Source organism: Sphingosinicella soli (genome assembly GCF_014199685.1).
Classification (GTDB): Bacteria; Pseudomonadota; Alphaproteobacteria; order Sphingomonadales; family Sphingomonadaceae; genus Sphingosinicella; species Sphingosinicella soli.
On the sequence record NZ_JACHNZ010000008.1, the window covers coordinates 73132 to 93157 of the forward strand.

The 20026-nt window shown below is 68.2% G+C and carries 20 protein-coding genes; 12 read left to right on the top strand and 8 right to left on the bottom strand.

Going from position 1 to position 20026, the window contains the following annotated elements:
• Window positions 1-102: 102 nt before the first annotated feature.
• Window positions 103-1974 (top strand): amidase, encoded by a 1872-nt coding sequence (locus tag GGQ98_RS04915; protein WP_184065968.1) that lies wholly within the window; start codon window positions 103-105, stop codon window positions 1972-1974.
• A 194-nt stretch (window positions 1975-2168) separates the two neighbouring features.
• Here GGQ98_RS04915 and GGQ98_RS04920 read toward each other — a convergent pair whose 3' ends face one another.
• Window positions 2169-3050 (bottom strand): LysR family transcriptional regulator, encoded by an 882-nt coding sequence (locus GGQ98_RS04920; RefSeq protein WP_341534137.1) that lies wholly within the window; start codon window positions 3048-3050, stop codon window positions 2169-2171.
• A 118-nt stretch (window positions 3051-3168) separates the two neighbouring features.
• Between GGQ98_RS04920 and GGQ98_RS04925 the strand changes: the two genes are divergently transcribed.
• From GGQ98_RS04925 to GGQ98_RS04945, 5 genes are all read left to right on the top strand, one after another.
• A complete protein-coding gene (locus GGQ98_RS04925) occupies window positions 3169-4680 on the top strand; it encodes a CoA-acylating methylmalonate-semialdehyde dehydrogenase (protein ID WP_184065971.1) in 1512 nt (503 codons plus the stop codon).
• 96 nt (window positions 4681-4776) lie between these two features.
• The gene (locus GGQ98_RS04930; RefSeq protein WP_184065975.1) at window positions 4777-5172 is read left to right on the top strand and encodes a RidA family protein; all 396 of its coding nucleotides are present in this window, start codon (window positions 4777-4779) and stop codon (window positions 5170-5172) included.
• On the top strand, window positions 5169-6317 hold the full coding sequence (locus GGQ98_RS04935) for an acyl-CoA dehydrogenase family protein (protein ID WP_184065978.1): 1149 nt from the start codon (window positions 5169-5171) through the stop codon (window positions 6315-6317). The genes GGQ98_RS04930 and GGQ98_RS04935 overlap by 4 nt, the downstream gene beginning before the upstream one ends.
• Entirely contained in the window at window positions 6317-6643 is a 327-nt protein-coding gene (locus GGQ98_RS04940) for a DUF423 domain-containing protein (protein WP_184065981.1), read from the top strand. The genes GGQ98_RS04935 and GGQ98_RS04940 overlap by 1 nt, the downstream gene beginning before the upstream one ends.
• Before the next feature lie 73 nt (window positions 6644-6716).
• Entirely contained in the window at window positions 6717-7742 is a 1026-nt protein-coding gene (locus GGQ98_RS04945) for an NADP-dependent oxidoreductase (RefSeq protein ID WP_184065984.1), read from the top strand.
• Window positions 7743-7762: 20 nt separating this feature from the next.
• On the opposite strand, the gene GGQ98_RS04950 is transcribed toward GGQ98_RS04945, so the two are convergent.
• The 4 genes from GGQ98_RS04950 to GGQ98_RS04965 are packed head-to-tail and all read right to left on the bottom strand — an operon-like array spanning window position 7763 to window position 10833.
• Window positions 7763-8395 carry a hypothetical protein gene (locus tag GGQ98_RS04950; RefSeq protein ID WP_184065987.1) on the bottom strand — a complete coding sequence of 211 codons (633 nt, stop codon included), beginning with the start codon at window positions 8393-8395 and terminating at the stop codon, window positions 7763-7765.
• Between the two features lie 36 nt (window positions 8396-8431).
• Window positions 8432-9073, bottom strand: coding sequence for a TRIC cation channel family protein (locus GGQ98_RS04955; protein ID WP_184065990.1), 642 nt, complete (start codon window positions 9071-9073; stop codon window positions 8432-8434).
• Entirely contained in the window at window positions 9070-10008 is a 939-nt protein-coding gene (locus GGQ98_RS04960) for a metal-dependent hydrolase (RefSeq protein WP_184065993.1), read from the bottom strand. The genes GGQ98_RS04955 and GGQ98_RS04960 overlap by 4 nt, the downstream gene beginning before the upstream one ends.
• A 48-nt stretch (window positions 10009-10056) precedes the next feature.
• A complete protein-coding gene (locus tag GGQ98_RS04965; RefSeq protein ID WP_184065996.1) occupies window positions 10057-10833 on the bottom strand; it encodes a class II aldolase/adducin family protein in 777 nt (258 codons plus the stop codon).
• A 152-nt stretch (window positions 10834-10985) separates the two neighbouring features.
• On the opposite strand from GGQ98_RS04965, the gene GGQ98_RS04970 reads away from it, so the two are divergent.
• Window positions 10986-12608 (top strand): alkaline phosphatase D family protein, encoded by a 1623-nt coding sequence (locus tag GGQ98_RS04970; protein ID WP_184066001.1) that lies wholly within the window; start codon window positions 10986-10988, stop codon window positions 12606-12608.
• Between the two features lie 165 nt (window positions 12609-12773).
• On the opposite strand, the gene aroB is transcribed toward GGQ98_RS04970, so the two are convergent.
• Together aroB and GGQ98_RS04980 are read right to left on the bottom strand one after the other, a co-directional pair.
• Window positions 12774-13862 (bottom strand): 3-dehydroquinate synthase, encoded by a 1089-nt coding sequence (aroB, locus tag GGQ98_RS04975; RefSeq protein ID WP_184066004.1) that lies wholly within the window; start codon window positions 13860-13862, stop codon window positions 12774-12776.
• Entirely contained in the window at window positions 13859-14437 is a 579-nt protein-coding gene (locus GGQ98_RS04980) for a shikimate kinase (RefSeq protein ID WP_184066007.1), read from the bottom strand. The genes aroB and GGQ98_RS04980 overlap by 4 nt, the downstream gene beginning before the upstream one ends.
• A 101-nt stretch (window positions 14438-14538) precedes the next feature.
• Here GGQ98_RS04980 and GGQ98_RS04985 point away from each other — a divergent pair, with 101 nt between their 5' ends.
• From GGQ98_RS04985 to GGQ98_RS05000, 4 genes are read left to right on the top strand one after another with little or no spacing between them, the layout of a single operon-like run.
• Window positions 14539-14679: a hypothetical protein gene (locus GGQ98_RS04985; RefSeq protein ID WP_184066010.1), complete on the top strand. Its 141-nt coding sequence runs from the start codon at window positions 14539-14541 to the stop codon at window positions 14677-14679.
• Complete coding sequence (locus GGQ98_RS04990) at window positions 14660-16423, top strand: hypothetical protein (RefSeq protein WP_184066013.1); 1764 nt, start codon at window positions 14660-14662, stop codon at window positions 16421-16423. The genes GGQ98_RS04985 and GGQ98_RS04990 overlap by 20 nt, the downstream gene beginning before the upstream one ends.
• A 2-nt stretch (window positions 16424-16425) precedes the next feature.
• Window positions 16426-17313 carry a tyrosine recombinase gene (locus GGQ98_RS04995; protein WP_184066089.1) on the top strand — a complete coding sequence of 296 codons (888 nt, stop codon included), beginning with the start codon at window positions 16426-16428 and terminating at the stop codon, window positions 17311-17313.
• 9 nt (window positions 17314-17322) lie between these two features.
• Window positions 17323-18267, top strand: coding sequence for an acetyl-CoA carboxylase carboxyltransferase subunit alpha (locus tag GGQ98_RS05000; RefSeq protein ID WP_184066015.1), 945 nt, complete (start codon window positions 17323-17325; stop codon window positions 18265-18267).
• A gap of 99 nt (window positions 18268-18366) precedes the next feature.
• Here the strand turns inward: GGQ98_RS05000 and phaR are convergent, their stop codons facing one another.
• Window positions 18367-18912: a polyhydroxyalkanoate synthesis repressor PhaR gene (gene phaR / locus GGQ98_RS05005; RefSeq protein ID WP_184066017.1), complete on the bottom strand. Its 546-nt coding sequence runs from the start codon at window positions 18910-18912 to the stop codon at window positions 18367-18369.
• Here phaR and GGQ98_RS05010 point away from each other — a divergent pair.
• On the top strand, window positions 18911-19996 hold the full coding sequence (locus GGQ98_RS05010; protein WP_184066020.1) for an alpha/beta fold hydrolase: 1086 nt from the start codon (window positions 18911-18913) through the stop codon (window positions 19994-19996). The two genes, phaR and GGQ98_RS05010, sit on opposite strands and share 2 nt — an antisense overlap.
• Window positions 19997-20026 lie beyond the last annotated feature (30 nt).

The following is a 20026-nucleotide window of genomic DNA, read 5'->3' on the forward strand; positions in this document are numbered from 1 at the left end:
TCAGGATGTGTCAATCACAAGAAAGCATGAGCCCGGCTGATGACATGCGCGCGGCGCGGGCTATCGTCGCACGCTGATGACATTGCTGGGGGGCTCGGCACGATGAAGACCTTTATCCCCGCGCTGGGCGCACTGCTGCTCGCCGCTACGCCCGCGACCGCGGAACCCGCCCGATTCGAAGTGGCGGAAAAGTCGATTTCCGAACTGCAGGAGGCGATGACGGCGGGCGGCACCACGGCGCGCGCGCTTGTTCAGGCCTATCTCGACCGGATCACGGCGTACGACCGGAAGGGCCCGAAGCTGAACGCGGTCATCACGCTCAACCCCGACGCCCTGGAGGATGCCGCCCGGCTCGACCGCGAGCGCGCCGAAAAAGGCCCGCGCGGGCCGCTTCACGGCATCCCCGTGCTCATCAAGGACAATTTCGCCGTCGCAGGGCTGCCGACCTCCGACGGAACGCTCGCGCTCGCCACCTACCGCGCGACCGCCGACGCCTTTCAGGTCCGCCGCCTGCGCGAGGCGGGGGCGGTGATCCTGGGCAAGACGGCGATGCACGAGCTTGCCATGAGCGTCACCAACGTCTCTTCACTGAGCGGCGAGACGCGCAATCCCTATGATCCGCGCCGCTCTCCGGGCGGATCGAGCGGCGGCACCGGCGCAGGCATCGGCGCGAGCTTCGCGGCCGCCGGAATGGGCAGCGACACGTGCGGATCGATCCGCATCCCCGCCGCGTATCAGAGCCTGTTCGGCATGCGCGGATCGGCGGGTCTTTCGAGCCGCTCGGGGGTGATGCCGCTGTCTTCGACGCAGGACGAGGCGGGACCGCTGGCGCGCAGCGTCACCGACCTTGCGATCATGCTGGATGCAACCGTGGGCGCCGATCCGGCGGACGCGGTGACAGGGGCCATGACCGGCCGCCCCGCCCCCGCCTATCGCGCAGGGCTCCGCCCCGAACTCAAGGGTGCGCGCATCGGCGTGCTGCGCGCGCTGATGACCACGGAACTGATGGACGGGGCGATGCGCGACAAAACGCTTGCCGCACTCGAGGCGATGAAGGCCGAAGGCGCAGCGCTTGTCGATGTGACGATCGCGGACATCGAGCCGGTGCTGAAAGCGGCAAGCGTGATCGCGCACGAATTCCGGTATGATTTTGCGGACTATCTTGCGCGCCATCCCGGCGCCCCGATCACGTCGGTTTCCGATATCACCGGCAAGGGCCTCGTCCACGAGGCGGTCGATGCCCGCCTGAAGCTGCGCAACCCCGCCGAGGCGCGCGACGAAAAAGCCTATGCCGAAGCGATCGCGAAACGCGCCGAAGCGCGGCGCATGCTGCTCGATGCGATGGCGAAGGCCGGCGTCGACGTGCTCGCCTATCCAAGCGCGCTGCAGCCGCCGCCGATCTGGGGCGCGGAGATGTTCGGGACGGGCACCTGCGCGATGAGCGCGGTGACGGGGCTTCCGGCGCTGTCGATCCCGCTGGGGCTCAGCGTGAACGCACTGCCCGTGGGGCTCGATCTGCTCGGCAAACCCTTCGACGAGGCAAGGCTGCTCGGCATCGCCTACGGCTGGGAACAGGCCGCGCAGCCGCGCACGGCGCCGTTCAGCACGCCGCCGCTCGCGGGCGGCAAGGCGCCGACGCCGGTGCATTTCAAGGTGCGGACCGCAGGCGACGGTCCGCGCGCCGACGTTTCCTTCACGTTCGAACCGCTGACCGCACGGCTGATCTACGACGCCCGCCTCGGCAGGCTGAACGGCGATGCGCCCGTCGCGCTGACGCTGCAACGCACCGAGGACGGGAAACCCGGCCCCGTCATCGCCGGCCTGCTGCGCCCCGGTGAGCGCGAGGGCCGTTCCGAACTGCAACTCGATTCCCGCGCCCGCGCCGATCTCGCGGCAGGCCGGCTCTACATCCGGCTTTACACGCGGAACCACCCCCTCGGCGGAGGGCGCGCGGACCTTCCCGCGCCCCGATAGAAGCCTTGATCGGAACGTCAAATCGGCAGCCGCCGCGAAAAGCCTCGTTCCAGGGTGTGTGGGGATTCAGTTCAGGGCGGAGCGAAAATGGTGGATTTCGAGAACCGGCGCGCAGCGTACCTGAGGGTACGTGAGCACCGGAAGCGGAGAAAGCCGCCGTTTGCAGCCCGTCCTGGGCTGAATCCCCACACGCCCTACAGCAGCACGTCCCGGCGCCGCGCCACCACCTCGTCGATCCATGCCGAAAAGGCTGCGATGCGGGCGAAGCGGCGCATGTCGCGGTGCATCACCAGCCAGAAGCTGCGGCGGATGGAAACGTCCTGTGCGAGGACGGGTACGAGGCGGGGGTCTTCGGCGGCCATGAAGCGCGGCAGCACGCCGATGCCGCCGCCGCCCGCGACCATTTCCCACTGCGCGTTGATGCTGGTGCTGCGGATCGCGGGCTCAAGGCCGGGCAGCACCTCGCCGAGATAATCGAGTTCCGGCGTGAAGATGTGATCGGGCACATAGCCCACGATGCTGTGATCGAGGAGATCGGCGCGCGCGGCGGGCATTCCCGCGCTCTGGATATAGGACGGGCTTGCGTAGAGGCCGAGCCGGTAATCGGTGAGCCTGCGCGCCACCAGCGGGCCGTGCTGCGGGCGGGCGAGCATGATCGCGACATCGGCCTCGCGCCGCGACGGGCTCAGCACGCCGCTGCCCGCAACGAGATCGATGACGATGCGCGGATGGCGGCGGTGGAAATCAGGCAGCGCGCGCGCCACGATCCATGTGCCGAAACCCTCGACCACGCTGACGCGCACCGTGCCGCCCGGCCCGGCTTCCCCGGAAACATCGCCGCCGAAGCGCAGCGCCGCCTGCTCGGCGGATTCCGCGTGCTCGACAAGCGCGCGGCCGCGCTCCGTCAGCACATAGCCCGCCGGGCCCTGCTCGAAGAGGGTCGCATCAACGTCGCGCTCCAGCCGCGCCAGACGGCGGCCGATCGTGGTCGCGTCGACGCCCAGCTCGCGCGCCGCCGCGTTCAGCCGCTGCGTGCGCGCGACGCACAGGAAAATGCGCAGGTCGTCCCAGTTCACTATCCATCCATACTGCAAAATCGCAGTGGCGTAATGCGAATCTGGGGAATTGCTCCACGAAGGCCGAAGGCGGATAAGCGCGCCAACGCCACTTACGGCCTATCCTTGGGGAAACAGCATGTCCGGCACCTTGCGCGAAATCGACCTTTTCATCGGCGGCGAGAGCGTCCGCAGCACCAGCGGCCGCTTCGGCGACGTGTTCAACCCCAACACCGGCAAGGTGCAGGCGCGCGTGCAGTTCGCGACCGACGCCGAGATCGCCCGCGCGGTCGAGGTGGCGAAAGCCGCGCAGATCGGCTGGGCCGCGACCAACCCGCAGCGCCGCGCGCGCGTGATGTTCGAATACAAGCGCCTCATCGAGCGCGACATGAACCGTCTCGCCGAGCTGCTCTCGTCGGAGCACGGCAAGGTGATCGCCGATTCGAAGGGCGATATCCAGCGCGGGCTCGAGGTCATCGAATTCGCCTGCGGCATCCCGCACGCACTGAAGGGCGAATACACGCAGGGCGCAGGCCCCGGCATCGACGTCTATTCGATGCGCCAGCCGCTCGGCGTCGTTGCGGGCATCACGCCGTTCAACTTCCCGGGCATGATCCCGATGTGGATGTTCGGCGTCGCCATCGCGGTCGGCAACAGCTTCATCCTGAAACCCTCGGAGCGCGACCCCTCGGTGCCGGTGGAACTCGCCAAGCTGATGATGGAAGCCGGGCTTCCGGCGGGCGTGCTCAACGTCGTTCACGGCGACAAGAGCGCGGTGGACGCCATCCTCGACCACAGCGACATTCACGCGGTCAGCTTCGTCGGCTCGTCGGACATCGCGCACTATGTCTACCAGCGCGGCGCGGCCGCCGGTAAGCGCGTACAGGCGATGGGCGGCGCGAAGAACCACGGCATCGTGATGCCCGACGCCGATCTCGACCAGGTCGTGAACGATCTCGCGGGCGCTGCCTTCGGCTCGGCGGGCGAGCGCTGCATGGCGCTTCCGGTCGTGGTGCCGGTGGGCGAGAAGACCGCCGGGGCCTTGCGCGAAAAGCTGCTCCCGGCGATCGCCGCGCTGCGTGTCGGCGTTTCCACCGATGCCGAGGCGCACTACGGCCCGGTCGTGACCGCCGCGCACAAGGCGAAGATCGAGAACTATATCCAGATGGGCGTCGATGAAGGCGCGGAGCTTGTCGTCGACGGGCGCGGCTTCAGCCTGCAGGGCCACGAGGACGGCTTCTTCGTCGGGCCGAGCCTGTTCGACCGCGTGAAGACGAACATGCGCACCTATCAGGAGGAAATCTTCGGCCCCGTGCTGCAGATCGTCCGCGCCGACGGCTTCGAAGACGCGCTCGCGCTCGCGGCGGAGCACCAGTACGGCAACGGCGTCGCCATCTTCACGCGCAACGGCCACGCCGCGCGCGAGTTCGCGGCGCGCGTCAACGTCGGCATGGTCGGCATCAACGTGCCGATCCCCGTGCCGGTCGCCTACCACACGTTCGGCGGCTGGAAGCGCTCGGCGTTCGGCGACACCAACCAGCACGGCATGGAAGGCGTGAAATTCTGGACCAAGGTGAAAACCATCACCCAGCGCTGGCCCGACGGCTCGCCCGACGGCAGCAACGCCTTCGTCATCCCCACGATGGGGTAAGCCCTGAGCCCCCTCTCCCCGGCCCTCTCCCCAAAGGGGCGAGGGGGAAGTAGAAGGCTCCCTCTCTCCGCCGGGGAGAGGGGCAAGCGAGGAACCATGACGATACGAACCAAAGCCAGCTCAGGCTCTCCCTTCGAGGCCACGATCGGCTTCTCCCGCGCCGTGCGCGTGGGGGACCGCATTCTCGTTTCGGGGACCGCGCCCGTCGAGCCCGACGGCAGTTCCACGCCGGGCGGCGCGGAGGCGCAGACCGCGCGCTGCCTTGCGGTCATCGTTGCCGCGATCGAGCAGCTCGGCGGCAGTGCGGCGGACGTCGTGCGCACGCGCATTTACCTTACCGATGCCGCCGATGCCGATGCCGTGGGCCGCGCTCACGGGGCCGTTTTCTCCGATATCCGCCCTGCCTCCACGATGGTCGTGGTCGCCGCGCTGCTGCGCCCGGAATGGAAGGTGGAAATCGAGGCCGAGGCCATTATAGGAACCAGCCTATGACCCAGTTCGACCTCACCGACGACCAGCGCGCGATCCAGGAAATGGCGCAGCGCTTCACCGCCGACGCCATCACGCCCTTCGCGGCGAAGTGGGACGAAGACCACGTCTTCCCGCGCGACACGATCAAATCCGCAGCCGAGCTTGGTTTCGCGGCGATCTATGTGTCCGAAGAGTCCGGCGGCATCGGCCTCGGGCGCCTCGAATCCGCGCTCATCATGGAAGCGATGGCTTATGGCTGCCCCGCCGTTTCCGCCTTCATCTCCATCCACAACATGGCCTCGTGGATGATCGACGGCTTCGGCGGCGACACCGTGAAGGCGAAGTATCTGCCGAGCCTCGTCTCGATGGACCGGATCGCGAGCTATTGCCTCACCGAACCGGGTTCGGGATCGGACGCGGCGGCGCTGAAGACCAAGGCGGTGCGCGAGGGCGACCACTATGTCGTCACCGGATCGAAGGCCTTCATTTCGGGCGCGGGCGAGAACGAGGTTTACGTCACGATGGTCCGCACCGGCGGCGAGGGGCCCAAGGGCATTTCCTGCCTCGTCATCGAGAAGGACATGCCGGGCGTCAGCTTCGGCGCGAACGAAAAGAAGATGGGCTGGCGCGCGCAGCCGACCGCGCAGGTCAATTTCGACGGCGTGCGCGTGCCGGTGGAAAACCTCGTCGGCGGCGAGGGCGACGGCTTCAAGATCGCGATGGCGGGCCTCGACGGCGGCCGCCTCAACATCGGCGCGTGCAGCCTGGGCGGCGCGCAGCGCGCGATCGACGAGGCGATCGCCTACACACGTCAGCGCAGCCAGTTCGGCAAGGCCATCGCCGATTTCCAGAACACGCAGTTCCGCCTCGCCGACATGGAGACGGAGCTTCAAGCCGCGCGCATCCTGCTCTACGCCGCCGCCGCGAAGGTGACGGCGAAATCGCCCGACAAGACCAAGTTCTCGGCAATGGCGAAGCGCTTCGCCACCGACACCGGCATGTCGGTCGTGGACCGCGCGCTGCAGATGTTCGGCGGTTACGGCTATTTGCAGGACTATCCGATCGAGAAGCTGTACCGCGACCTGCGCGTCCACCAGATCCTTGAAGGCACCAACGAGATCATGCGCGTCGTCATCGCGCGCGAGCTGATGCGGGCCGCCAACTGATGCTCGGCGCGCTGGCGGCGCTGAACGGTCTCCTCGCGGTGATCGTCGGCGCGTTCGGCGCGCATGCCATGACCGACGCGCAGGCGAAGGCGTGGGTGGCGACCGGCGCGCTCTACGGCCTTGGCCATGCCGCCGCCGCGCTCACCGTGATGGCCCGCGCGCCGACCGCCGCGTGGGCGATGTCCGCCGGCGCGATCGTCTTTTCGGGCACGCTTTACCTGATGGCGCTCGGCCTCCCGCGCTGGCTCGGCGCGGTGACGCCGATCGGCGGCGTGCTGATGATCGCGGGCTGGGCGCTTCTCATCTGGCATTTCCTGCGCGCCTGAGGCGTCAAAATCGCTAGCGGCGAGGCGCGGCGAATTCCGCTACGGTGCCCCGAACACCTTAGGGAGACCCGCCATGACCATCTCGCAGCAATGGACACTCGCCAGCCGCCCGCAAGGCGCGCCGACGGCAGAGAACTTCAGGCTGGTGGAGGCCGAGGTTTCCGCGCCGACCGATGGCCAGGTGCTCGCCCGCACGCTGTGGATGTCGCTCGATCCCTACATGCGCGGTCGCATGTCCGAAGGCGCCTCCTACGCCGCGCCGGTGCCGGTGGGCGGTGTCATGGAGGGTGAAACCGTCGGCGAGGTCATCGAATCGCGCGACAGCCGCTTCAAGCCCGGCGACATCGTCGCGGGCCGCTCCGGCTGGCAATCGCACTGGGTGCTCCCCGCCGCCGAGTTGCGCGCGCTGCCCAAAGGCCCCTTCCCGCTCTCCTACCATCTCGGGCTGCTCGGCATGCCCGGCCTCACCGCCTACACCGGCCTCATGCGGATCGGCCAACCGAAGGCGGGCGAAACCGTCTGCGTCGCCGCCGCCTCGGGCGCTGTCGGATCGGTCGTGGGACAGATCGCGCAGCGTCTGGATTGTCGCGTCGTCGGCATCGCGGGCGGCAAGGCGAAGTGCGATTTCGCGGTGAACGAACTCGGCTTCGACGCCTGCCTCGATCACCACGACGCGAACCTCGGCGCCGCCCTGAAAGCCGCCGCTCCCAAGGGCATTGACATCTATTTCGAAAACGTCGGCGGCAAGGTCTGGGAAACCGTGCTCCCGCGCCTGAACGACTTCGCTCGCGTCCCCGTCTGCGGCCTCATCGCCGGTTACAACGCCGCAAGCCGCGATGAGCTTTCCGGCGATATCCTGATGGCCGAACTGATGCGCGCCGTGCTCGTGAAGCGCCTCCACCTCGAAGGCTTCATCGTCAGCGACTACTGGGCCGAAACCATGCCCAAATTCGCCGCCGACATGACCCGCTGGCAGAGCGAGACGCCGTTCGTCTACCGCGAGGATATAACCGAAGGCCTGGAGAACGCGCCCGAGGCTTTCATCGGGCTTCTTGAGGGCAGGAATTTCGGCAAGGCCGTGGTGAAGGTCGCCGATTAGGCGACAAGGCTGCGGCGGGTTCAGGTTCGGGACGGGTCGCCGGTTGCAGGCGTGTCGTCGGCAAGGCCGCCGCCGCCCATCCCTCCGCCGCCGCCACCGCCGCGTCCGCCGCCATCCTTGCCGCCGCGCCCGCCGGAGCCTGATGGGCGCGCGGGGCCCTGCATCGGGATGACAAGCCCCGCCGGAATGGCATCAAGGTCGAGCGCCTCGCGGATAAAGCTCCGAAGCGATACGACAAGATCATGCGTGTGAACGGGGCGTCCGGCGACCAGCTCGCGCGCCGCGTGCTCGGCAAGGCCGACCTGGTCTTCGGTGCCGAGCAGGATGATATCCGACAGCGCGGCCTCCACGGCATCGCGAATGCGCCGCGCGCGGTCCGACCCGCCGGTTGCATCGGCGCCTTCGCGATTGCGCAGCTCGCGCAGATGCGCCGGATCGACGGTCAGCGTGCCCGTGAACGACCCACCGAGAACTTTGTAGGCCGCGATCAATGTGCGCAGACGCTCGTTGATCTGCCGGTTCATGCGCTCCCGGCGCTGCTGGATCGTGACCATCATCAGGAGCCGGATGCCGACGCCCAGGAGCGTGACGATCGCGAGCCCGAACAGCGTTACGAGCAGGCTTTCCCACGAACTGAAATCGATGTTCCGCACGCTCGCCTCCCTCTCTAAATCTTGGTGGCCCGGACGTTATTCGCTCCCCGGCGCACGCGGCGCCGTGACCCCGAAGCGGACGCTCACCATGCGCAGCGCAAAGGTCGCCAGCGCGCCGACGATCCCCACGGCGGCGGACGGCAGGCCGAGCGCATCGCCCCCGACGACGATCGCCGCGCCGAACATCGCGGCGAGCGCGTAGAGCTCCCCGACTTTCAGCACCCTCGGCACCTCGGCGAGCAGAACGTCGCGAAGTGCGCCGCCGCCGACGGCCGTGAGCACGCCGAGCAGCACGGCGGCCAGCGGATCGAGGCCGAACGTCAGCGCCTTGCGCGCGCCCGCCACGGCGAAGAAGCCGAGCGCCATCGCATCGAACAGCATGACAGGCTGGCTCGCGCGTTCGATCAGCCGGTGCCCGAAGAACACCACGGCCCCTGCGGCAAGCGCGGCGGGCAGATAGCCGGGGTGCGAGAGCGCGGCAACAGGCGTCGCGCCGATCAGCACGTCCCGCGCCATGCCGCCTGCAAGGCCGGTCACGATCGCCAGAACGAACACGCCGAACACATCGAGCTTGTGCCGCACGGCGAGCAGCGCCCCGCCCAGCGCCGCGACGAAGATGCCTGCCAGATCGGCCCACAGCACAACGGGGCCGAGCGGGACAGGCGGCAGTTCCGTCACTGCGCGTCTTCCGGCACGTCCACCTCGACACGAAACATGCTCGTGCCGCGCTGATCGGTGAACCGCGCGTCGCCGAGCGTGACACGCGCCGTGCCGTCGCTGCGCGTCACCTCGGCAAACGGCAGGCGCGACCAGTAAAGGAAATCCGCAGCCTGCTTGCTGGTGCGCGCCGCCGCAGCGATCGCCGGATCATCCATGTTCGTTTCGAACGGCGCGTCGATCGACAGGCTGAACGGGAGAAGGTTCGCCTCTCCGTGGCCGTAGCGACCGCCGACGTCGTAGATCATATCCCGGCGAAACGGATTGATCGGCGGCGGGCTCGCCACCACCTGCCGGGTCGAACCGTAGCCCGCTTCACGCACCGCGACGGCCGTGCGCTGCTCGGCGACATGGCTGCCGTAGCCCATGAACCCGATGTAGAGCGCGACCGCGACGAGCGCCGCACGCGCCGGGGCTTCGCGCTTTCGTCGCCGCGACAGAAACACGCCGAGGCCGAGGGCGATCCACACCCAGAGATCGATGATGAACAGCGTGTCGCCGTAGAACCAGCGCTCGGTGAGCGGCATCAGGAATCGGATGCCGTAGACGTTCAGAAAATCGAGCGCCGGGTGCGACAGCACGCCGATGGCCGAGAGCGCGAGCAGCCAGCCGAAATGCACGGGCGGGCGGGCGGCCGGCCGTGTGCCGCGCCGCGTCTGCCAGCGATCGAAAGCCTGCATGGCCAGCGCCAGGGCGGGAATCATGATGACCCATGCCAGCGGCCCGTGGGTGATGCCGCGGCGGAACGCCAGATTTTCATCGAAGGCGAGCCCGATGATATCAACGTCGGGCAGGTTGGCCGCGATGACGAGGGTGGCGACGCCGAGCCCCGTCTTGCGCTTCAGGCCCGCTTCGCCGAGCGCCCATCCGGCGAGCGAGTGTGTGAGATTGTCCATGCCGGGCGCACCTTATGGGGCGCGGGCCCCGCATTCAACGCCGCAGCGTCAGTTCCGGAAGGACGGGTCGATCCGGTCCAGCTTTCTGAGCAGCGCAGGCCACGCCAGCATCCGGTTGAGCATCGTCATCCCCTCCCCGCTCGACTGGCCCTTCACCTTCTCGGGCGTGCCCTGCGGCGGCGCGTTCAGGTTCTCCCGGCCCGCCGAGAGCATGTGGACCTGCGCCTCGCAGGCGCGTTCGAGAATATACATACGCATGAACGCATCGGCCACGGTTTCACCCACGGTGAGCGTGCCGTGATTGCGCAGGATCATCGCCTTCTTCGTGCCGATGTCCGCGACCAGCCGTTCGCGTTCCTCGAGGTCGGTCGCGATGCCTTCATAGTCGTGGTAGGCGATATCGTGATACACGGCCATCGCGGTCTGCGTGTGCGGCAGCAGGCCGAATTCCATCGCCGAAACCGCCTGCCCGTAGGGCGTGTGGAGATGCACCACGGCCTTCGCGTCCTCGCGCGCCATGTGGATCGCCGAGTGGATCACGAACCCGGCCGGATTCGTGATGTAGGGCGTATCGCCTACGGCGTTGCCGTGAATGTCGATCTTCACGAGGCTCGATGCCGTGATCTCCTCGAACATCAGATTGTACGGGTTGATGAGGAAATGATGTTCCGGCCCCGGCACGCGCACCGACAGATGCGTGAAGATGATGTCGTCCCAGCCGTAAAGCGCGACGAGGCGGTATGCCGCGGCAAGATCCACGCGGGCATTCCATTCTTCATCCGAAACCGTGCTCTGCACCGACGGCATCTGGATCGCGGTGGCCATTCTCTCTCTCCCCGGCACGTTCGCCTTTTGCGCAGTGTGCCCCAGCACGGCCGGAATTCAAAGCCAGCAGGTTTCGGAGCTTGGATACCGTGATCTGCCTGTCACATTCCGGGCCTAACAGGCTGCCGACCGCCATAGGGGAACGCGCCACCATGAGCATCCACCTTCGCCGCCGTGATCTCTTCACCGGCATCGCCGGTATAGGCGCCGTGCTTCCGGGACGCGCCTGGGCCGCAGCGCTCAGTCGCGGCTTCACGCACAATGTCGCGAGCGGCGAGCCCTCGCAGACCAGCATCCTGCTGTGGACGCGCTATGTGCCTGCGGGCGACGCTGCGGCACTGACCGCCGAAATCGCCGAGGATTCGGGCTTCACGCGGATCGTCGCGCGGCGCGAGGCGGTTGCGGACGCGGCGAGCGATTACTGCGTTCGCGCGCTTGCCGAAGGGCTGGAGCCGGGGCGCTGGTATTATTACCGATTCCGCACGGCGAGCAGCGAAACATCCCCGACGGGCCGAACGCGGACGCTGCCCGCAGGGCGCACGGGGCGCTTCAACATCGCGGTCTTTTCCTGCTCAAACCTGCCCTTCGGCCTGTTCAACGCCTATGCGCACGCGGCGGAGCGGCAGGACATCGACCTTGTCGTCCACCTCGGCGACTATATCTACGAATACGCGCGCGGCACCTATCCGAGCGCTTCCGAAGCGATGCCCGGACGCATCATCGACCCGGCGGGCGAAATCGTGACGCCCGCCGACTACCATGCCCGCTACGCCGCCTACCGCCGCGACCGCGATCTTCAGATGCTGCACCAGCGCTTTCCGATGATCTCGATCTGGGATGACCACGAGTTCACGAACGACGCGTGGAAGGACGGCGCGGAGAACCACCAGAGCGAAACCGAAGGCCCCTGGGAAACGCGCAAGGCGGCGGCGAAGGCTGCGTACCGCCACTGGCTGCCGATGTCGGACGCAGCTTACGAAGCCTATGAGATCGGCGACCTCGCGACGCTGATCCGGCTCGATACGCGCGTCGAGGGCCGCGACCGGCAGCTTGAGCTTGCCGACGCCTTCACGCTGGCGGACGATCCGGCCAAGGCGCTCGCGGCGTTTCGCGACACGGTTTGGGCGGACCCCGCGCGGCAATTGCTCGGCGCGCCGCAGGAAGCGTTTCTCGGGGACACGCTCGGCCGTTCGGTGAAGGCGGGCACGCGGTGGCAGGTGGTCGCCCAGCAAGTGCTGGCGGGCGAAACGAAGACACCTGCGGGCGCGAACGCGTCGTGGCTCGGCGGGACGCCGTCCGACTATGTGAAGCAGCGTTTCGATGCGGGCGTTCTGGCCGGAAAGATCGGCCTGCCCTTCAACTTCGACGCGTGGGGCGGCTATCCGGCGGCGCGGGCGCGCTATCTCGGCGCAGCGCAGGCGGCGGGCGCGAACCTGCTGAACCTCGCCGGAGACACGCACAACGCCTGGGCCTTCGACCTTGCCAACAACGGATCGCCTGCGGGCGTCGAGTTCGGCGTGCAGGGCGTGACCTCTCCGGGCATGGAGAGCTATATGCGCGGCGCGGCGCCCAGCGACGTTGCAGCGGCACTTGTCGCCGCGAACCCCGAACTCAAATGGTGCGAGACGGAACGCCGGGGTTACATGACGCTATCGCTGACGCCCGATGCCGCGCAGTGCGACTGGCACTTCCTCGACACGATCCGAACGCGATCGACAGCGATCGCGGCGACGCACAGCGCGACGGTGCGGCCGGGCACGAACCGGATGGCGTGACGGGGCTTGCAAAATAGGACGGGAGGCGCTGGAGTGACAGCGCAGACGTCGTTCCCCGTCACCGTCATGCTGAACGCGTTTCAGCATCCATAGGGCAGCGCCGCTGAACCGCCGTATGGACCCTGAAACAAGTTCAGGGTGACGGTTATTGCTGTTGCATTTCTCCTACAGCCTCGGCGCGAGGAAGGCCTCCACGTCCGCCAGCGCTATGGTTTTGTCGAGATAGGCGTCGCCGATGCTGCGGGCGAGGACGAAGGGGGTGGTGCCGCCTGCGGCTTTCTTGTCCTGCTGCATGTGGTGGACGAGCGCTTCGACGGTGAAGCCGAAGCCTGCCGGGCTGACGGGCAATCCTGACGCGGCGAGGTGGGCCTGCGCGCGGGCGGCGTCCTGCGCGCTGCAGATGCCGCGTTCCGCCGAGAAGGCGAAGGCCATGACCATGCCCATCGCGACGGCTTCGCCGTGCAGCAGCCGATCGGAGAAGCCGGTTTCCGCCTCGAAGGCGTGGCCGAAGGTGTGGCCGAGGTTGAGGAGCGCGCGGCGGCCGCTCGTTTCGCGCTCGTCTTCCGCAACGATCGCGGCCTTCATGCGGCAGCTGTGCGCGATGGCGTGAACCTGCGCGGCGCGGTCTCCGGCGAGGAGCGCGGCGGCGTTCGCCTCGCACCAAGCGAAGAACGCTGCGTCGCCGAGGAGGCCGTATTTGACGACCTCCGCATAGCCCGCGCGCATGTCGCGGGGGCCGAGCGTGTCGAGCAGTTCGGGATCGATGAGCACGCGGGAGGGCTGGTGGAAGGCGCCGACAAGGTTCTTGCCCGCCGCCGCGTTGATCGCCGTCTTGCCGCCCACCGACGAATCGACCTGCGCGAGCAGCGTGGTGGGAATCTGCACGAATTCGCAGCCGCGCCGCGCCACGGCTGCGGCAAAGCCGGTGAGATCGCCGATGACGCCGCCGCCGAAGGCGATGACGGCATCGCCGCGCTCCACGCCCGCCGACAGGATGCGCTCGACGAGGGATTCGAGCGAGCGCCAGGTTTTCGTCGCCTCGCCCGCCGGGAAGATGACGGGATCGAGCGGGCGATCCAGAGCGGAAGCCAGCCGTTCCAGATGCGCGGCGGCGACGGTTTCGTCGGTGACGACAAGCTGCGGCCGACCGCTTTTCGGACGCCCGATTTCCCGCCCCGCATCGGCGAGGATGCCCGGCGCGATGACGATATCATAGGCGCGCGCGCCCAGTTCGACCCGAACCACTTCCTTCACGCGGATTCCCCCAGACGGCGGAGTTCCGCCACAATGGCATCGACAGCAACATGATGCGGCGCCGGTTCGCTCGATATGCGGATCTGCGCCTGCGCATAGAAGGGATTGCGCACCGCCGCGAGATCACGGAGCACCTGCCCGGCGTCTTTGTCCCGGAGCAGCGGGCGATGATCGCGCTTGGAAACCCGCTCGACAAGCGTGTCGATGTCGGCATCGAGCCAGACTGCAATCGCGCTTTCGAGCACGCGCGCGCGTGTCTGGGCATCGACGAACGCGCCGCCGCCCGTCGCGATCACCTTGGGCGGGCCGGAGATCAGCCGCGCGATCACGCGGCGCTCGCCTTCGCGGAACTGCGCCTCGCCGTAGCGCGCGAAAATTTCCGACACGGAAAGCCCCGCAGCCTCTTCGATCGCTTCGTCGGCATCGACGAAATCGAGGCCCAGACGCTTGGCAAGGCGGCGGCCGATCGTGGTCTTGCCCGCGCCCATCAGCCCCACGAGCACAACCGAACGGCTGAGACCGCGCCTGCGGCGACCCTGCGACGGGGCGGCGTTTTTTGGTTCGCAAGCGTTCATCGCACTCGCTATACACAGGCGCCTCGCCGAAGGCCAAGCGCGCTCCGCCGCGTTCAGGCCTGCAGCGGAATGAAACCAACGCGACTGCCCCGGAGATGCGATTGTCCCGCCTGTTATTCTGGCTGTTTGTCATCATTGCCGCCATCGTCGTCATCGGCGGCGCCATTCTGATGTTCATCGATGTTCCCCATCAGACACAGCGCGTAGAGCAACCGGTTTCGAATGAAACCCTGGGTCTTTAGCGGCGCGCTCGCCGCGCTGGCGGCAACGGCGGCCTTCGGACAGGACGCACCGAAATCGCTGCTGCCCGACGTATTCGGCGCCGCGCCGCCCGAAGCGCCGCCGCCGCCGCGTCCGGCGGACACACAGGCCGACACGCCCGGCGGAGACACGCCGCAGCAGAACCCCGACGGAACAGCCGCCGGGCTTCCGATCGCGGCAACCCCCGCGACTGTCGATCCGTTCGCCAGCGGCCCTGCGCGGGCCGGCAGCTTCGATATCGCGGGGCCGCTCACCGCGCGGCTCGGCGGCTATGGCATGGGCGCGTTCGAGGGCAGCGACGGGCGCTTTCTGAACGGGCTGTTGCAGCGCACCAGGCCGCCCCTCGCCTCGCGCTGGGGGCATATCGTTCTGCGCCGCGCGCTGCTTTCGCGCGTGCCGACGCCCGACGGCGTGCGCCCCGCCGACTGGCTCGCCGAGCGCGCGCTGCTGCTGCTGCGCATGGGCGAGGTGGACGGCGCCAAGCTGCTCGTCGATGCGCTGCCGCTCGATCGCTACACGCCCCGGCTGTATGCGGTGGCGAGCCAGGTGCATCTGGCCGCCGCCGACATTCCCGCGCTGTGCCCGCTCGCGCCGAATGCGAGGGCGTTTTCGAAGCTGCCGTTCTGGGACGCCGCGAACGCGATCTGCGCCGGCCTTGAAGGCGACGACATCACCGCCGCCGCGCAGTTCGACCGGCTGCGCGCCCGCCGCGCCATGCCGATGATCGACATCGTGCTCGCCGAGCGCGCAGCAACCGTGGTGTCGGGCGAAGGTCGCGGCGCCAATATCGACTGGGACGAGGCGAAATCGCTGAGCGCCTATCGATTCGGCCTTGCCGCAGGGGCAGGCATCGCAATTCCCGAGCCCTTGCTGGCCCGCCCCTCCGCCATGCTTGCGGGCTGGATGATGCGCGCGCCGGGGCTTTCGATCGCGCAGCGTTCCGAGGCGGCACCGATCGCCGCCGCCTACGGCATCGCATCGGCGCGCGAGCTTGCCGCCCTCGCCGCCGCGCGAATCGCCGCGATCGAGCCGGGCGCCGACGGCGAAGATGCCATCGCCGACATCCGCGCCGCCTATGCGGGACGGAACGCCGAGGAGCGCATCGCCGCGATGCGGCGCATCTGGGAGGCCGCGGAAACACCGCAGGCGCGCTACGGCGCGCTTGTGCGCACGGCAGCCGCCGCCGCGCGCATTCCGCCCGCCGCCGCGCAGGCGGACGATGCGCCTGAACTGATCGAATCGATGCTCTCCGCCGGCTATATACGCCAGGCGCTCGCATGGTGGCCGGTGCTGGCGAACGGCCCGGAGAAGGCGCGGCGCGAAGCCTGGCCCTATCTGGCGCTTGCCGACAGCACGGGACGCATCGCGAACGGCGACGTCGGCGAAGCGCGCGACTGGCACGGTGCGCTTTCGGGCAAGTCTGCCGACCGCAAGGGCGCGATGTTCGCTGCGGCCATGCAGGCCCTGCAACCCGGCGGCGGCTGGAGCGGCCTTGCCGAAGACCTCGGTGTCGGGTCGCTCGACAATCGCTACACGCGGCGGATCGCCTCCGCCGCCGTTGAAAAACGGCGCGGCGAGGTGGCGATCCTGGCCGGAATCGGGCTACAATCGAGCTGGGCGGGGGTATCGCCCGCGCAGCTTTCGGTCGTCGTCGGCGCGCTGAACCGCGCAGGGTTCGCGCGCGAGGCGCGGATGATGGCGGTCGAGGCGGTCACGCGGAATTGAGCCTGCCCGACGATCGGCGCGCGATTGCGCTGTTCCTCGACATGATGGCCGCCGAGCGGGGCGCGGCAGCCAACACGATTTCCGCCTACAGCCGCGATCTTGCGCAGGCGAGCGAAGCGCTCGGCGGCAAATTCGCCGAGGCCGATGCCCGCGCGCTCGAAGCGCTGATCCACGAATGGCGCGATCTTGCGGCAACGAGCCTTGCCCGCAAGCTCTCGGCGGTCCGGCGCTTTTTCGCGTTCCTCGTTTCCGAAGGGCTGCGCGCCGACAATCCCGCAGGCGATCTCGGCGCGCCCGCCAAAGGCCGGCCGCTTCCCAAAACGCTGTCGCGCGAAGAGGTGGACCGTATCTTCGCGGTCGTCGAGGAGGAGGCTGCGACCGGTCCGGCAGGACTGCGGCAGAAGGCGCTCATCGAACTGCTCTACGGATCGGGACTGCGCGCGACCGAACTCGTCTCCCTCCCCCGCGCCGCGATCAAGCCGGGGACGCCCTATGCTGTGCTGAAAGGCAAAGGCGACAAGGAACGCATGGTGCCCGTGTCCTCGCGCGCCGGAGAGGCCGTGGACGCGTGGGCGAAGACGCTGGCGCCGGGGGCGAAGTTTCTGTTCCCTTCGGGCAGCACGCACATGTCGCGCGTGCGGCTGTTCCAGATCGTGAAACGCCTTGCCGCCGCCGCCGGGATTTCGCCCCTGAAGGTCAGCCCGCACGTGCTGCGCCATGCCTTCGCGACGCATCTTCTTGAAGGCGGCGCCGACCTTCGCGCGCTGCAATCGATGCTGGGCCACGCCGACATCGCGACCACGCAGATCTACACGCATGTTCAGTCCGCGCATCTCGTTGAACTCGTCAACCGCGCGCATCCGCTTGCGGGCGCGCGCCAAGACGATTAGGCGGGGGCGATGATTACGTATCTCGAATTCGAGAAGCCCGTCGCCGAACTGGAGACGCGCATCAAGGAACTGAAGGCATCGGCCGGCCAGGGCGCGGTCAACATCGATGCCGAGGTGAAGAAGCTGGAAGCCAAGGTCGAGGCGCAACTGAAGGCGATCTACGCCAAGCTGACGCCGTGGCAGAAAACGCAGGTCGCCCGACACCCGGCGCGGCCGCACCTGAAAGACATCACCGCCGCGCTCATCACCGATTTCACGCCGCTCGCGGGCGACCGCAAGTTCGGCGAGGACTGCGCGATCATCGGCGGTCCCGGGCGCTTCCGAGGTCGCCCGGTGATGGTGATGGGGCACGAAAAAGGCTCCGACACCGCGAGCCGCCTGAAGCACAATTTCGGCATGGCGAAGCCCGAAGGCTACCGCAAGGCGGTGCGCCTGATGGACATGGCCGACCGCTTCGGGCTGCCTGTCATCAGCTTCGTCGACACCTCCGGCGCCTTTCCCGGCATCCACGCCGAGGAGCGCGGCCAGGCCGAAGCGATCGCACGCTCGACCGAAGCCTGCCTGAAGCTCGGCACGCCGATGGTCGCCGCGATCGTCGGCGAAGGCGGATCGGGCGGCGCGGTGGCGCTGGCGACAGCAAACCGCATCATCATGCTCGAACACTCCGTCTATGCGGTGATCTCGCCCGAAGGCTGCGCCTCCATCCTGTGGCGCACGTCCGACAAGGCGGCGGACGCGGCGGCGGCGATGAAGCAGACCGCGCAGGATCTGAAGGGCCTGAACCTGATCGACGTGATCGTTCCCGAACCCGTGGGCGGCGCGCACAGGAGCCCGCAGGCGGCGATCAAGATGCTCGGCGATGCAGTGGAAACCCAGCTCGCCACGATGGACGGCCTCAGCGCGGACGCCGTGCGCGACGACCGGCGGGCGAAGTTCCTGGCGATGGGGCGGTAACACCTCGCTCCTCCCTGTCAGGGAGGGGTTGGGGAGGGTCTGGCAGGCGCCGCGCCATCGACCCCCACCCGGCCTCCCCCTGCCAGGGGGAGGAGAACTTTAAGACTTGGCGAGTTTGTCCAGCTTGGCCTGAAGTGCCGCCATTTCGCGCTTGAGGTCGGAAAGTTCGGAGGCCTCGTCGGCAGGCGCTGCGCTCTCGGCGCCGACCTTGCCGGTCATCATGGTGGCGGCGGCCTCGAACATCGCCATGTTCTGTTTGGCGATGGATTCGAGGGGATTGAACGCGCCTGCCATCGATTTGCGGAACTGTTCCTGGTTGCGGCGCAGCGCGGCCATCGACGCTTCGAGATACGGCGGCACCATCGACTGCATCGAATCGCCGTACATCGAGATCAGCTGGCGCAGGAACGGCGTCGGCAGCATGGTCTGGCCGCGATTTTCCTCGTCCATGATGATCTGCGTGAGCACCGAGCGGGTGATATCATCCCCCGACTTCGCATCGACGACCTTGAAGTCCACGCCCGCGCGCGTCATCTCGCCCAGGTGATCGAGTGTGATGTAGCTCGACGAGCCGGTGTTATACAGGCGCCGGTTGGCGTATTTCTTGATGATGATCGGGTCGGCTTTGGATTCTTCGTCGGACATGAACGACCTCGATGCTGCGCGTGCGAAATCCATAGCACGCGGCGATGCTGCGCAGCAACACGCGGCATCGAGCGCGCGCGGACCGCACCCGCTGCCGCTGTTCCTTGACCATGCCCGGCAGGCGATCGGCGCGGACCGGGCGCGCATGGAACGCTTCCTCGGCGCGCTTGCCGCCTACCAGAACGCCCGCTGGCGGCGCGATCTGCCGGACATGCCCGTGGTCGCATCCTCGGGCAGCGCCGTGCTGCGCGACTACGGCGGCAGCGGCAGGCCTGCCGTGTTCGTGCCCTCGCTCATCAACACCGCCGACGTGCTCGACCTGACGGCGCAGCGCTCGCTGCTGCGGCATCTGGCCGGGCGCGGCGTGCGGCCGCTGCTCGTGGACTGGCAGGCGCCGGGCGCGGCGGAGGCCCCGCTTTCAGTGGGCGGCTACGTGATCGCGCGGCTGCGGCCGCTGCTGGACGCGATCGGCGAGCCGCTCGATCTCGTCGGCTATTGCCTCGGCGGCACGATGGCGCTTGCCGCCGCGTCGCACCCGCTGGTGCGGCGCGTGGCGACGATTGCCGCACCCTGGGATTTCGCGGGCTATCCGGCGGCGCGGCGGCAGGCGCTTTCGGCATACTGGCAGGGCATCGCGCCTTCGCTGCCTGCGCTGCGCGGCATGCCGATGGATCTCATCCAGCCCGCATTCTGGTCGCTCGATGCGGCCGGGGCGGTCGCCAAGTACGAGCGCTTCGCCGCGCTCGACCCCGATTCGGAGGCCGCGCGGCTGTTCATCGCGCTGGAGGACTGGGCGAACACCGGCGCGCCGCTGACGATTCCGGCGGCGCGCGAATGCTTCGAGGACTTCTTCGGCGCCAACGTGCCCATCGAAGGCGGCTGGCGCGTGGGCGGGGAAACCATCGGCCCGCCCGTGAAACCGACGCTCAACATCGTCTCGCGAACCGACCGGCTGGTGCCCGCGATCACGGTCGAACCCTTCGGCGAGACGCGGCTGATCGACGCCGGGCATGTCGGCATGATGGTGGGATCAAACGCGCGCGCGCAGCTCTGGCAACCGCTCGCCGATTGGCTGACAGGCTGAGGCGCACTACATAGGCCGGGAAATCGGAAA

Excerpts from the sequence above, each read along its gene's own strand:
- GGQ98_RS04935 (WP_184065978.1), top strand. The coding sequence starts at position 5,169 with ATGACCCAGTTCGACCTCACCGACGACCAGCGCGCGATCCAGGAAATG.
- GGQ98_RS04940 (WP_184065981.1), top strand. The coding sequence starts at position 6,317 with ATGCTCGGCGCGCTGGCGGCGCTGAACGGTCTCCTCGCGGTGATCGTC.
- GGQ98_RS05010 (WP_184066020.1), top strand. The coding sequence starts at position 18,911 with ATGAACGACCTCGATGCTGCGCGTGCGAAATCCATAGCACGCGGCGAT.
- phaR (WP_184066017.1), bottom strand. The coding sequence starts at position 18,912 with ATGTCCGACGAAGAATCCAAAGCCGACCCGATCATCATCAAGAAATAC.
- GGQ98_RS05000 (WP_184066015.1), top strand. The coding sequence starts at position 17,323 with ATGATTACGTATCTCGAATTCGAGAAGCCCGTCGCCGAACTGGAGACG.
- GGQ98_RS04930 (WP_184065975.1), top strand. The coding sequence starts at position 4,777 with ATGACGATACGAACCAAAGCCAGCTCAGGCTCTCCCTTCGAGGCCACG.
- GGQ98_RS04980 (WP_184066007.1), bottom strand. The coding sequence starts at position 14,437 with ATGAACGCTTGCGAACCAAAAAACGCCGCCCCGTCGCAGGGTCGCCGC.
- GGQ98_RS04925 (WP_184065971.1), top strand. The coding sequence starts at position 3,169 with ATGTCCGGCACCTTGCGCGAAATCGACCTTTTCATCGGCGGCGAGAGC.
- GGQ98_RS04990 (WP_184066013.1), top strand. The coding sequence starts at position 14,660 with ATGAAACCCTGGGTCTTTAGCGGCGCGCTCGCCGCGCTGGCGGCAACG.
- GGQ98_RS04915 (WP_184065968.1), top strand. The coding sequence starts at position 103 with ATGAAGACCTTTATCCCCGCGCTGGGCGCACTGCTGCTCGCCGCTACG.
- GGQ98_RS04945 (WP_184065984.1), top strand. The coding sequence starts at position 6,717 with ATGACCATCTCGCAGCAATGGACACTCGCCAGCCGCCCGCAAGGCGCG.
- GGQ98_RS04970 (WP_184066001.1), top strand. The coding sequence starts at position 10,986 with ATGAGCATCCACCTTCGCCGCCGTGATCTCTTCACCGGCATCGCCGGT.
- GGQ98_RS04965 (WP_184065996.1), bottom strand. The coding sequence starts at position 10,833 with ATGGCCACCGCGATCCAGATGCCGTCGGTGCAGAGCACGGTTTCGGAT.
- GGQ98_RS04960 (WP_184065993.1), bottom strand. The coding sequence starts at position 10,008 with ATGGACAATCTCACACACTCGCTCGCCGGATGGGCGCTCGGCGAAGCG.